13 protein-coding genes and 1 riboswitch are annotated in these 11,450 nt (G+C 57.7%); of the genes, 5 read left to right on the forward strand and 8 right to left on the reverse strand.

The window, feature by feature from the left end; translation table 11 throughout:
* The first annotated feature begins 206 nt into the window (after positions 1 to 206).
* The 3 genes from LG300_RS01035 (at position 207) to yegQ (ending at position 4,020) form a co-directional block, all read left to right on the forward strand.
* Positions 207 to 1,535 carry a serine hydrolase gene (locus tag LG300_RS01035; RefSeq protein ID WP_404377952.1) on the forward strand — a complete coding sequence of 443 codons (1,329 nt, stop codon included), beginning with the start codon at positions 207 to 209 and terminating at the stop codon, positions 1,533 to 1,535.
* Between the two features lie 101 nt (positions 1,536 to 1,636).
* Positions 1,637 to 2,512 (forward strand): DMT family transporter, encoded by an 876-nt coding sequence (locus LG300_RS01040; protein WP_404376570.1) that lies wholly within the window; start codon positions 1,637 to 1,639, stop codon positions 2,510 to 2,512.
* A 137-nt stretch (positions 2,513 to 2,649) separates the two neighbouring features.
* Positions 2,650 to 4,020 (forward strand): tRNA 5-hydroxyuridine modification protein YegQ, encoded by a 1,371-nt coding sequence (yegQ, locus tag LG300_RS01045; RefSeq protein ID WP_404376571.1) that lies wholly within the window; start codon positions 2,650 to 2,652, stop codon positions 4,018 to 4,020.
* A gap of 67 nt (positions 4,021 to 4,087) precedes the next feature.
* Here the strand turns inward: yegQ and thiE are convergent, their stop codons facing one another.
* From thiE to LG300_RS01065, 4 genes are all read right to left on the reverse strand, one after another.
* Positions 4,088 to 4,696: a thiamine phosphate synthase gene (gene thiE, locus LG300_RS01050; protein ID WP_404376572.1), complete on the reverse strand. Its 609-nt coding sequence runs from the start codon at positions 4,694 to 4,696 to the stop codon at positions 4,088 to 4,090.
* Positions 4,686 to 5,495 (reverse strand): hydroxyethylthiazole kinase, encoded by an 810-nt coding sequence (gene thiM, locus LG300_RS01055; RefSeq protein WP_404376573.1) that lies wholly within the window; start codon positions 5,493 to 5,495, stop codon positions 4,686 to 4,688. Before thiM ends, thiE begins: the two co-directional genes overlap by 11 nt.
* 24 nt (positions 5,496 to 5,519) lie before the next feature.
* A riboswitch (TPP riboswitch) is annotated at positions 5,520 to 5,611 on the reverse strand.
* 63 nt (positions 5,612 to 5,674) lie between these two features.
* On the reverse strand, positions 5,675 to 6,019 hold the full coding sequence (locus LG300_RS01060) for a hypothetical protein (protein ID WP_404376574.1): 345 nt from the start codon (positions 6,017 to 6,019) through the stop codon (positions 5,675 to 5,677).
* Between the two features lie 135 nt (positions 6,020 to 6,154).
* A complete protein-coding gene (locus tag LG300_RS01065; protein WP_404376575.1) occupies positions 6,155 to 6,529 on the reverse strand; it encodes a DUF2237 family protein in 375 nt (124 codons plus the stop codon).
* Positions 6,530 to 6,736: 207 nt separating this feature from the next.
* Between LG300_RS01065 and gloA the strand changes: the two genes are divergently transcribed.
* Positions 6,737 to 7,270 carry a lactoylglutathione lyase gene (gloA, locus tag LG300_RS01070; RefSeq protein WP_404376576.1) on the forward strand — a complete coding sequence of 178 codons (534 nt, stop codon included), beginning with the start codon at positions 6,737 to 6,739 and terminating at the stop codon, positions 7,268 to 7,270.
* A gap of 1 nt (position 7,271) precedes the next feature.
* Positions 7,272 to 7,637, forward strand: coding sequence for a DUF6164 family protein (locus tag LG300_RS01075; protein WP_404376577.1), 366 nt, complete (start codon positions 7,272 to 7,274; stop codon positions 7,635 to 7,637).
* On the opposite strand, the gene LG300_RS01080 is transcribed toward LG300_RS01075, so the two are convergent.
* The 4 genes from LG300_RS01080 to LG300_RS01095 all read right to left on the reverse strand — a co-directional run bounded on the left by LG300_RS01080 (position 7,618) and on the right by LG300_RS01095 (position 11,157).
* Positions 7,618 to 8,310, reverse strand: a complete 693-nt coding sequence (locus LG300_RS01080) for a cupin domain-containing protein (protein ID WP_404376578.1) — start codon at positions 8,308 to 8,310, stop codon at positions 7,618 to 7,620. The two genes, LG300_RS01075 and LG300_RS01080, sit on opposite strands and share 20 nt — an antisense overlap.
* A 134-nt stretch (positions 8,311 to 8,444) precedes the next feature.
* Entirely contained in the window at positions 8,445 to 9,518 is a 1,074-nt protein-coding gene (locus LG300_RS01085) for a metal ABC transporter solute-binding protein, Zn/Mn family (RefSeq protein WP_404376579.1), read from the reverse strand.
* A gap of 30 nt (positions 9,519 to 9,548) precedes the next feature.
* A complete protein-coding gene (locus LG300_RS01090; protein ID WP_404376580.1) occupies positions 9,549 to 10,439 on the reverse strand; it encodes a metal ABC transporter permease in 891 nt (296 codons plus the stop codon).
* Positions 10,423 to 11,157, reverse strand: a complete 735-nt coding sequence (locus LG300_RS01095) for a metal ABC transporter ATP-binding protein (RefSeq protein WP_404376581.1) — start codon at positions 11,155 to 11,157, stop codon at positions 10,423 to 10,425. Before LG300_RS01095 ends, LG300_RS01090 begins: the two co-directional genes overlap by 17 nt.
* Positions 11,158 to 11,450 lie beyond the last annotated feature (293 nt).

Below are 11,450 nucleotides of genomic sequence, written 5' to 3' on the forward strand. Positions count from 1 at the left end.
TTTGTTAATACCCTATGCCTCCTTAAGCATATTGATGCTAAACAGATGAGAGGGCAGATCCATTTGTGCGGTAGGCGTGCTAGGCTAAAGCAGCGGCCATAGCGAGCTGCAGATGGTATTGCGGCGTGAACAGTTAGCAAGGGGTCAGTATGGCAACAACAAGGGGAATGGGCGCAGCGCCTTGGGTATGTCAGTGGCTATTCGTCATGCTCGTGGTGACACTCTTCGCAAGCGCTACTGCCCAGGCGAACCCACGCTATGCGGGGATCGTAGTAGACCTGGAGAATGGCGAGGTGATGTACGCCGAGAATGCGGATGAACCCCGCTACCCGGCCTCGCTCACCAAGATGATGACGCTCTATTTGACTTTTGAAGCGCTTGAGAACGGCTCACTGACCCTAAATCAGCCTCTTCCCGTTTCGGCCCAGGCGGCGGCCATGCCCGCAACTAAGCTGTGGCTGTCGGCAGGTAGCTCTATCCCGGTAGATACCGCTATTCGCGCTTTGGTAGTACGCTCTGCCAACGATGTCGCGGTTGTGGTTGCTGAGGCGTTGGGGGGTAGCGAATCGCGCTTTGCCAACCTGATGACGGCAAAGGCCCGTGAGTTGGGCATGAGTGCCACGACGTTCCGCAATGCTTCGGGCCTGCCGGACAATCAGCAAATCACCACCGCGCGGGATATCTTAACGCTATCGGTGCGGGTGATGCAGGACTTCCCTCAGTACTATCACTACTTTGGCTTACAGGAGTTCTCCTTCCGGGGAACGCGGCATACCAGCCATAACCGGCTGGTACGTGATTACCCTGGCGCCGATGGTTTGAAAACCGGCTTTATCCGCGCCTCGGGCTTTAACGTTGCCACTACTGCTGTGCACGATGGCCGTCGAATGGTAGCGGTGGTGATGGGGGGCTTTAGCTCCTCTTCCCGTGACACCCACATGGCGGACCTGCTGGATCGCAGCTTTATGAGGGCTTCTCTAAGGGACCAGCGCACATGGCTGGCTAACACCAACTTCTCGAATGAATTTATGGGCTTTGCAGGGTCTTCTCAGCCGCTGTCGCCGCCTCCTGCCGCACAGCCGGCATCACGTCCGCAGCTGGCAAGCGTATCGGTAACCTCGCTTTCCCCTACTCGGCCCACGCCTTCTCGTACCCCTGCTCAAGCGGTAGAGGCGCAGCTTATCCAAGCGGAAGCCGAACGTGAGGAGACGCCAGCGGCAACGGACCCCCTCCAAGCGTTTATTGAACGAGAGCGTGTTCTGGCCGCAGCGTCTCCCTCTGTACAAATGGCGTCAGCTGGTTGGGGCATTCAAGTAGGTGCCTTTCGCCAAGCCGCTCAAGCTGAGCAGCTGGCTCGCCAAGCGGTACAGCGATTGCCCAATAGCGGTGGACGTGTTGCGATTGACCAGCTCCAAGGGCAAACAACGGTCTTTCGTGCTCGGGTCGTCTCGCTTAATGAGTTTCAAGCCCGCCAAGCGTGCCAAACACTCCAAGCACAGGGAATGGACTGCATGGTGGTGAACGCCAGCCTTTAACCACACTTGCGGTATACCGCCCCGCCAAACGCACGTTGGCGGGGTTTTTTTATTGTGTGTCGATGAAACCATAACACTAGCCACCCAGAAGGAGCCTGTTAATGACGCCATCTCTCAAAGGCATTCTTTGCATGTGTTTAGGCGTGCTGTTTTTGGCACTAGGGGATGCGGTATCGAAATGGCTTGGGGCCGTTCATTCACCGTTACAGATTATCTTTTTCCGTACGCTGGTATCGCTGCCATTGATTGCCCTGTTGGCCTACTTTAGCGGCGGGCTGCGCAAGCTGCGTACTAAGCGCCCGGGAGTGCACCTGCTGCGTGGGTTAATCTACACCGCCACCATGGTGTGCTTTGTGTGGGGGTTAACCCTGGTACCGCTGGCTGAAGCTACCGCCATTGCGTTTGTGGCGCCGCTTTTCGTCACGCTGCTATCTGTCCCGCTCTTAGGAGAGCGTATTGATCCGCCGGTGCTGGTAGCGTCGCTATTAGGATTTGTCGGTGTGCTGGTGGTGGTTCGACCCGGTGGGGATGCATTTCAACTGGGCGCGATGATTCTACTGGCCGCCGCCGTGTTTTATGCTCTGATGATGGTCACGGCGCGTCGCTATGGCGCGAATGAACACCTCTGGGCCATGGTGTTCTATATGACCATGGTGCCGCTAGTGATCACCTCCCTGAGCCTACCCTGGGTATGGCAAACACCGCAGCCCTGGCACTGGCTAGGTTTTCTGGTATCGGGGATGTTAGGCGTTGGGGCAACCGCGTTTATCACTCTAGCATTTCGTTATGCGCCTGCGGCCATTGCGGCACCGTTTGATTACACCGCGATGCTGTGGGCGGTATTGCTGGGCTGGTGGTTCTGGGGCGAGCTGCCTGACCTTTGGGTATGGGTGGGTAGCACATTAATTATGATTAGTGGGCTCGCTGTTGCCTATCATGACCGGCGCACGACCTTAAAACGTCGTCCAACCGCTTAAAAACAAACACTGCTGCTTTTTGACGTGGGTCATCAAAGCAGTGCACAGGGCAAGACAGTGCGATAGGGCTGGTTATAATCCAGCCCTTTCTCATCGCCGCACGCTATGTGCCATCGTCTTGATAACGGTGACTGTCTATGCAAGCTCCAGAACTACTCTCCCCGGCGGGAACCTTCAAAAATATGCGTTATGCGTTTGCTTACGGGGCAGATGCGGTTTATGCGGGGCAGCCGCGCTACTCGCTGCGGGTCCGTAATAACGATTTTAAAATTGATAACTTGCACCGGGGGATCGAGTACGCTCATGCGCGGGGCAAACGGTTTTACGTGGCATCCAACATTGCACCGCATAACAGCAAGCTAAAAACCTACCTAAAGGACATGGAGCCAGTGATTGAGGCGGGCCCCGATGCGCTGATTATGTCGGACCCCGGTTTGATTATGATGGTGCGGGATCGCTGGCCGGAGCAGGAGATCCACCTGTCGGTGCAATCCAATGTCGTCAACTGGGCGGCCGCTCAATTCTGGCAGCGGCAGGGCATTCGCCGCATCATTCTGTCCCGCGAGCTATCCCTTGAGGAGATCGCGGAAATACGGGCGGAGTGTCCAGACCTAGAGATCGAAACCTTTGTTCATGGCGCGCTGTGTATTGCCTACTCGGGGCGCTGTTTGCTGTCCGGTTACTTCAACCACCGCGATCCTAATCAAGGCACCTGCACTAACGCCTGCCGCTGGAAATACAATACGGTGGCCGCCTCCCACGACGATACCGGCGACCTCATTGCGGTTCAGGGAGGTGCTAGCCATGTCAACGCCGAGCAAGATGAGCTTTCAGCACTGATTGAGGACGTATCCCGCCCCGGCAAACTAATGCCCGTGTATGAAGATGAACACGGCACCTACATCATGAATTCCAAGGATCTGCGGGCAGTCCAGCACGTCGCCCAGCTGGCAAAGATGGGCGTAACATCGCTTAAAATAGAGGGGCGGACTAAATCACACTACTACGTTGCGCGTACCGCCCAAGTCTACCGTCGGGCTATTGATGACGCCGTAGCGGGCCGTCCCTTTAATATGGGGTTAATGGATGAGCTTGAGAACCTCGCCAACCGAGGCTATACCGAAGGCTTCTATCGCCGCCATGTTCACGATGAGTTCCAGAACTACGAGCAAGGCAACTCTATCGGTGTACACCAGCAGTTTGTCGGTGAGGTGCTCGACTACGATGCATCGCGTCGCACGCTGGATATCGAGGTGAAAAACCGCTTTGAAGTCGGCGACAGAATGGAGCTGATGTTGCCAAGTGGCAACCACCGCTTTGTGCTGGAGCATATCGAAAACACGAAAGGGGAAGCCGTCAGTGCGGCCCCTGGGTCTGGGCATCGGGTGCGCATCCCGATTCCTGGTGCCACTCTAGCTCCTGAACAGGTAGAGTTTGCGCTGCTCATGCGGGACTTAGCTCCCGCCACGCAGTCCCACTCCGCTACCTTGGGCGTACCTGCTACATAAGCCCGGCAACCGCATACCGCAGTGGCCCGCTGCTAGCGGCAGGCCACTGCCAGGCCGGTGGTGATGATTAGAAAAAAGCTTGGGCCGCTTGATGCGGGTCGGGCTGGCCGCAAATCGCTGAAATGACCGCGATGCCGTTCGCGCCAGCTGTTTTGACCCGCTGGGAATGTTCAGCTTTTAAGCCGCCAATTGCCACGCTGGGCAGTGGGCTGGCGCTGGCAAGCTCGGCTAAACCGTCGAAGCCAATCGGCTGGGCGTGATCCTGTTTGCTCACAGTGGCAAATACAGGCCCTAGCCCCACGTAATCCAACAGCGCCACAGGGGCATTGTGCAACTGCTCCAGGGTATTGATCGACAGCCCAATGATTGCTTGTTGGCCCAGTGCCTGGCGCGCCGCTTGAACGGCGGTATCGCTCTGGCCAACGTGCAGGCCATCGGCACGGCTGGCGATGGCGACGTTTAAGCGGTCATTAATGATCAAGGGCACACCGCTTCCTTCCAGCAGCGCTTTCAGCCGTTTTGCCTGGGCAATCATGGCCTCGTCGCTGGCGTGCTTATCGCGCAGTTGCACCATGCTGACGCCACCCTGTACTGCGGCTTCCACGGTTGCTTCAAGCCCAGCCTCTGCGCATAGCGCGGCATCGGTGACTAAATAGAGCGAAAGATCAAACCGCATCGAGCGCCTCCAGCTGACTAAGGGAGGAGAGGTCGTTAGGAGTAAGGGCATACAGCGCATCCAGGAGCGCGACCTGAAAGCTACCCGGCCCGCTGGCCTGCTCGCCCGCGCGGCTACCAGCAATGCTGAAGCATGCCAGCGCGGCCAGCGTTGCGGGAAGTGGGTGGGCTTGGTTGGCGGCCACAAAGGCCGCTACCAAAGCGCTTACCCCGCAGCCCAGGGTGGTGACGCGGGGCATCAGCGGATGCCCGCCCGTTAAACGGTAGTGGAGGGTGCCATCGGTAACAAAATCGGTTTCGCCGGTCATAGCCACAATACAGCGCTGCTGTCGTGCCAGATCAATCGCAGCCTGTTGCGCTTCATCGGTGCTGGCTGTGGCATCCACGCCGCGGCCTTGGCTAGCTAAGCCAGCAAGCGCCATCACTTCCGAAGCATTGGCGCGAATGACGCTAGGCCGGTAGGCAAGCAGCGCAGTACAAACCTGCTGACGAAAGGCAGTTGCCCCCACCGCTACCGGGTCTAACACCCACGGGGTGCCGGTTGCGTTCGCCGTGCGCGCAGCAAGCTGCATCGACTCTGCCCAAGGGGTGGAAATCGTGCCAATGTTAATGGAGAGCGCGCCCGCTATCGCGGTGAATTCGGCCACTTCTTCAGGGGCATGCAGCATAGCAGGCGAAGCACCTGTGGCCAGCAGCAGGTTGGCCGTACTGTTCATGGCGACGTAATTGGTTATGCAGTGAACAAGCGGCGTGGTACCGCGCAGAGTAGCGAGCATATCGCCAAGTGGGGGGTGGGTCATAGCGTCCTCCCGGCCAAGGAGGTGGTGGCAAGCACCACGACTCCCTACGCCGGCGTTATCCGGTTCAGGTTCAAAGGGTGCTTCTCAGCCGCTGTACGGCGCCCCTGTCGTTGGTGGGTACTATCCTAGCCTTGAGCGGGGCTGTAAAGCCCCAGCGCAATCACTGTTGTCAGTAACGATTAGCGAAAGGCGATGCGAGTGCCGTAGGTGAGCATTTCATCCGGGGTAATCGCACGGCCAGTAACACCGATCATCTCATCGCCGCACTGGTCAGCGAAGGTGAGCACGCCGTGGGTAAGGCCTAATTGGCCCAAGGTATCGCGGATTTCACCAGTGCCTAAAAAGGTGCTTACCCGCCCCTCGGCGTCGCTAAGATCCGATACTCCATTGGCATGATGGAAGCGGACCTTATAGATGCCATCCATAGATTCTACTTCGACAATCGGTGAAAAGCCGTGCTGGATGGCATGGGACAGCTGCTTCAACGTCAGGCGGTCGCCAAGGGTCATATCGATTGCGGTCATGACACACTCCATTGGACGCCATTGTTAGGCATCGCTAACCAAATTGTAAAGTTGTTGAGGTAGAAGTGTAGAAGGTTTGCATAGAAATTCCAGTGGCTAATTTTCACCAATAAAAGCCATAGGTGGCAGTAAAAATTAATGCACTGCATCCAGCGCATGTTGCTGAAGTTTCACCAGCGAAATAATCTCTAATGTGCGCTTATGCGTGGCGGAAAGAATGACTGGCGGTGCCAACCCTACCTCGGCTGCCTCCGCCCAGCGGTGGGCACATAGGCACCAGCGGTCTCCGGGCTTCAAACCGGGAAAATCGAACTCCGGCCGTGGGGTGACCAAATCGTTACCCTGTGCTTTGGAAAAGGCTAAAAACTCCTCGGTCATCATGGCGCAAACCGAATGGATGCCCACGTCGTCAGGTCCCACGCGACAAAAACCATCGCGGTAGAAGCCGGTTTTCGGGGAGTGGCAGCAGGGAGTAAGTGGTTCACCCAGTACGTTTCGATCGCGGGACATAGGGGCTCCTTGAGGAGAGGGCTGGAAATATACCACCTACGCCCTCATAACAGTGTGGTGTGAACAGGATGGCCAAAACGCTAATAGCGCGAGAAGGCTTGCCGCTGACAGCAGTCTAAGCCTTGTACAAAGTAATATGTTCGTCAAAGAGTTTGCGCTAGATCAGCGTACTTTTGATGTTGGCCTAACCCGCAATAGGAGAGTTGTATGTCGTTTCAAGGTGAACAGCACCCAGGCGTTGCCCCCGTTGCCCCGCAAACCCAAGGGTTTCGCTTAAACCACACCATGCTGCGGGTAAAAGACCCGGAACGCGCCCTGGCGTTCTACTCCAAAGTGCTTGGTATGCAGGTGCTGCGTCGGCTGGACTTTGAAGAGATGCAGTTTTCGCTCTACTTCCTCGCCAACGTGGAAGCCAGCGACAGCGTGCCGGAAGAGACTCAAGCCCGCACCGCCTGGACCTTCAGCCAGAAAGGCCTGCTAGAACTGACCCACAACTGGGGCACCGAAACCCAGCAGGATTTTGCCTATCACGATGGCAACGCCGAACCCCAGGGCTTTGGCCATATTTGCTTCAGCGTGCCGGATTTAGAAGCCGCCCAGGCGTGGTTTGACGAGCACGAGGTCACCTTCGTGAAGCGTGCCGACCAGGGCAAAATGAAAGACGTTATCTTCGTGAAAGACCCGGACGGCTACTGGATTGAAGTCATCCAAGCCGACCGCATGGCGGACATGGGCGACTAAGATGGCCCATTTGCTGTTCCGGTTGCGGCATGTAACCGACGAGGAAGCCGTGGAAGTCCGCCAACTGCTAGATGAACATGGCTTTGATGTGTACGAAACCCAGGCGGGCTTTTTCCGTCTGGGGGTCGATGCGATCTGGCTGCGCAACCCGGCACAGCGAGATGATGCCGAAGCGGTGCTGGCGCAGTATCAGGCCGAACGCCAAGCCAAGGCGCGTAAAGCCCATGAGGAGGCGCTGGCCCGCAACGAAGCGCCAACGCTGTGGCAGCGCTTAGCAGAGCACCCGTTTCAGGTAACGTTGGTAATGGTGGCGGTGGTTCTGATTGCGCTGCTCACTCTGCTGCCATTTATTGGCCTGGCGCGCTAGCCTGGGAAAGGGCGTCAGATAGGTGCCCGCGCTTAACGTACATCATCACGCCTTCCCGGCCTGCGCGCAGCTGCGGTGCCGCGCCCGGTGGGTAGCGGCACCAGCTGCCTTCCGGGTACTCGCTGCTCGCGTCGCATAGCGAGCCTTCCAGTACAAACAGTTCCAAGCCTCCTGGCAGGGCCGGATAGTCAATCGCAATATCGCTCTCCCAGCGTTCCAGGCTAACCCGCTCATTGCTGAAGGTGTGCAGCATTTTGTATGTAATGCCCGAGCGACGGTCGGGCTGCCAGGGTAGGCGATGGGCTGGGATCGCCAGCTGGAGCAGGTCGTTCTCATCAAACTGATGTAGCTTCACCAGGATCAGCGCGCCCTCGTCGCCAATCTTCGGCGTATGGCCGGTGCCAATCGGGTTACGCAGGTAGCTGCCAGCAGGATAGCGGCCATGCTCATCCGCAAATACGCCCTCTAACACCAGAATTTCCTCGCCACCGTGGTGGGTGTGGTGGCTAAACCGGCTGTTGGGCGCATAGCGCACCAGGCTGGTGGCACGAGCCACCTCATCGCCAATGCGGTCTAACATCATTCGTTCCACGCCCGCACTGGGCGAGGCCACCCAGCGATACTGCTCCGGCGTGACACAGGCAAAGTGGCTAAAATCGGCGTTTAGGCGCATGGCATTGGCTCTTTGCAGTGGTTTAAACAGCGTTAACGAAAGTCGGTGATGCAAGTCTCCCCATCCACCGCGCAAAATGCAATGCAAAAAAATACCGCCTTGCGTCGGCGGTATTGTTGTCTTTATGGCATGGGTCAGTGGCTATGGCCATGATCGTCGTGGCCGTGGCCGTCATGATCCGGCTCCGCCAACGCGTCGTGCAGCACCTTGGCATTGTGGCGCATCATGCCCAGGTAGGTACTGGCATCGCCTTCGCTGGCGAGTGCATCCGCATACAGCGTGCCAGCAATGGGTAGGCCGGTCTCTTCCGCCAGCTGCGTGATAATGGCCTGGTTGGTCATGTTTTCATGGAACAGCGCCTGCACGTTCTCCTGCTCAATCACATCGACCAAAGCCGCCATGCTGGCGCCGCTAGGGTCGGCTTCGGTAGAGAGGCCCACCGGGGAGAGGAAGTTAACGCCGTAGGCACTAGAGAAGTAGCCAAAGGAGTCGTGGCCGGTAATCACGCTGGCAGAGCTGGGGATCTCACTCAACAGCTCGCGAATTTCCGCATCGGCGGCGTCTAACTCGGCAAGATAGCGCTCGGCATTAGCTTGGTAGCTCTCTGCGTTGGCGCTATCTGCCTCGATAAGGCCGTCACGAATATTGGTGACATAGACCTTGGCCTGTTGCAGGTCCTGCCAGCCGTGCGGGTCTTCATTCCCATGATCGTGGTCGCTATGATCGTCAACGGCATGATCGTCGTGGCCGTTTTCTTCATGGCCATGCTCTTCATGGTGATGCTCTTCATGCTCAGGCTCGTCGTGCTCGTCATGATGTGCGTGTTCATCGTGACCGTGCTCGTCGTGGCCATTCGCTGCAAAGGCGCGTGGGGCCAGGCCGTCCGTCGCGGTGATGAGTACGCCATGATAGTCGCTAGCGCCAATCAGCCGCTCCATCCAGCCCTCAAATAACAGGCCATTGAACACCACCAAGTCAGCACCTGCCAGTGCTCGGGCATCCCCAGGGCTGGGGGAGAAAACGTGGGCATCGCCATCGGGGCCGACCAGGGAGGTAACCTCCACATGCTCACCACCGACGTTTTCCACCATGTCCGCCAAAATAGAGAAGCTGGTCACGACCTGGATTCGCTCGTTAGCCATCGCGGCAGGTAGCGCCAACATAGCCGACACGCCCACTAACCAGCGCGGTGAAGGGAAAAGCGACATAACAGACTCCTAAGCAAGAAAAACGTCCCGCTACTGCGACTGCTCCAGCGCCAGCGGCGTGGTTTTGCGGCGCAGCTTAGCGGCCAAACTGTGGTAGCGGCCAAACAGCGCCGAGAACAAATACGCTACCCCGGCCAGCAAAATAATGCTGGGCCCAGAGGGGGTATCTAAATGGAACGACAGCAGCAGCCCACCGGTGCTCGCCAGCATCGCTAACACCACAGCGATACCCATCAAGCCTTCCAACCGCTTGCTCCAAAACCGTGCTGCCGTAGCGGGTAGCATCATTAAGCCAACGGCCATCAGCGTGCCCAGGGTTTGAAAGCCAGCAGTTAAGTTCAGTACCAGCAGCCCTAAAAAGACGCTATGAACCCAACCGCTGCGGCGGCTTTGGCCGCGTAAAAACAGCGGGTCTAGGCACTCCACCACCAAGGCACGGAAAATAATCGCCAAAGTGATGACAATCAGCGTGCTGATTGAAGCAATCAGCAGCAGCGCGGAAGAGTTGATCGCCAAAATAGAGCCAAACAGCACATGGGTAAGGTCCACACTGCTACCGCCCATCGAGATCAGCATGACGCCTGCTGCCAACGAAATAATAAAAAAGCTCGCCATGGCCGCGTCTTCTCGCTGGCCGCCCATTTTCGAGACCGCCCCCGCCAGCAGGGCCACCATCACCCCAAACAGCACGCCGCCCACGCTCATCACCGGCAGCGAAAAGCCCGCCAGTAAAAAGCCCAGCGCCACGCCGGGCAAAATTGCGTGGGCCATAGCATCGCCAATCAGGCTCATGCCGCGCAGCACCAAAAATACCCCCAACGGCGGCGCTGCCAGCGAAAGCGCTAGCCCGCCCACCACTGCGCGGCGCATAAAGCCGTAATCAAATGGCGCAATCAACCACGCATCAAGCAGTGCCAGCATGGCGGCCTCCTAAGGTGAACGGCACCACTTGGGCCGGCGCCTGTTGCTGGTTGAGTGCGCTAGGTGCGACCCAGCGGCCATGACCGCCGCTCAACATCAACACCTCATCGGCCAAGCGACGCAGGTGATCCATATCGTGCAGCACAATAATGATGGTGACGCCCTCATCAGCCATCTGGCGCAAAATGCGGATCAAAATATCCACCGTATCGCTATCCACATTGGCAAATGGCTCATCCAACAGCAGCAGCTCGGCTTCCTGCATCAGCGTTCGGCCAATCAATGCCCGCTGGCGCTGGCCACCGGAAAGCTCGCCCAGCGGGCGGTGCGCCAAGTGGGAAATCCCCAGGCGAGCCATAATCTCGCGACCCTTGCGGTAGTGGGCAGCACAGTACCCCTTCATCGCCCCGTGGCTGGGCCAGCTGCCGGTCATCACCAGCTCTTCCACACTCATCGGGAAGGTCAGGTCTAACGCCAACTGTTGGGGCAGCCACGCCCGGCGCGCCTTATCTACCGTACACACCACCTTGCCGCTAATAGGCCGCAGTTCACCCATAATCGCCTGGATCAGCGTGCTTTTACCGGCCCCGTTAGCACCGATTAACGCAGTAATGGCGCCGCGCTTAATATCGCCGTCCACATGCTCCAACACCGTGCGGCGGCCCTGGGCTAAGTGCAGGTCGCATAGTTGCAAACGCGAAGATGAACGCGCACTCATAGCGGCCACCCAGCTGCCCACACCACCAACCCCCAAAGTACCAACAAGGGGAACGCGATAAGGCCGAGCCGCTTAGCGGCAGACAGCGACATCAATGAAAAATGACAAGGGCCTTCCCTGTTATGGCGATGCATATGCTCACTCATCGAGCGTCCTCGCTACCGAATAAATAAGTTATAACATAACACTTGGTGAAACCAAAAAAGTGGCGGTTATTTTACGCGCTCACGGCGCGCTGACAACGCTAGCAATGCCAAGTAGCGGGCTGCCCGACACGGCAGCCACAGCGTACC

This window comes from Vreelandella aquamarina, assembly GCF_044805175.1.
In the GTDB taxonomy this organism is placed as follows: domain Bacteria; phylum Pseudomonadota; class Gammaproteobacteria; order Pseudomonadales; family Halomonadaceae; genus Vreelandella; species Vreelandella aquamarina_B.

Coding starts and splice junctions, on each gene's coding strand:
- LG300_RS01035 (WP_404377952.1), top strand. CDS start 207: ATGCTCGTGGTGACACTCTTCGCAAGCGCTACTGCCCAGGCGAACCCA.
- LG300_RS01040 (WP_404376570.1), top strand. CDS start 1,637: ATGACGCCATCTCTCAAAGGCATTCTTTGCATGTGTTTAGGCGTGCTG.
- yegQ (WP_404376571.1), top strand. CDS start 2,650: ATGCAAGCTCCAGAACTACTCTCCCCGGCGGGAACCTTCAAAAATATG.
- thiE (WP_404376572.1), bottom strand. CDS start 4,696: ATGCGGTTTGATCTTTCGCTCTATTTAGTCACCGATGCCGCGCTATGC.
- thiM (WP_404376573.1), bottom strand. CDS start 5,495: ATGACCCACCCCCCACTTGGCGATATGCTCGCTACTCTGCGCGGTACC.
- LG300_RS01060 (WP_404376574.1), bottom strand. CDS start 6,019: ATGACCGCAATCGATATGACCCTTGGCGACCGCCTGACGTTGAAGCAG.
- LG300_RS01065 (WP_404376575.1), bottom strand. CDS start 6,529: ATGTCCCGCGATCGAAACGTACTGGGTGAACCACTTACTCCCTGCTGC.
- gloA (WP_404376576.1), top strand. CDS start 6,737: ATGTCGTTTCAAGGTGAACAGCACCCAGGCGTTGCCCCCGTTGCCCCG.
- LG300_RS01075 (WP_404376577.1), top strand. CDS start 7,272: ATGGCCCATTTGCTGTTCCGGTTGCGGCATGTAACCGACGAGGAAGCC.
- LG300_RS01080 (WP_404376578.1), bottom strand. CDS start 8,310: ATGCGCCTAAACGCCGATTTTAGCCACTTTGCCTGTGTCACGCCGGAG.
- LG300_RS01085 (WP_404376579.1), bottom strand. CDS start 9,518: ATGTCGCTTTTCCCTTCACCGCGCTGGTTAGTGGGCGTGTCGGCTATG.
- LG300_RS01090 (WP_404376580.1), bottom strand. CDS start 10,439: ATGCTGGCACTGCTTGATGCGTGGTTGATTGCGCCATTTGATTACGGC.
- LG300_RS01095 (WP_404376581.1), bottom strand. CDS start 11,157: ATGAGTGCGCGTTCATCTTCGCGTTTGCAACTATGCGACCTGCACTTA.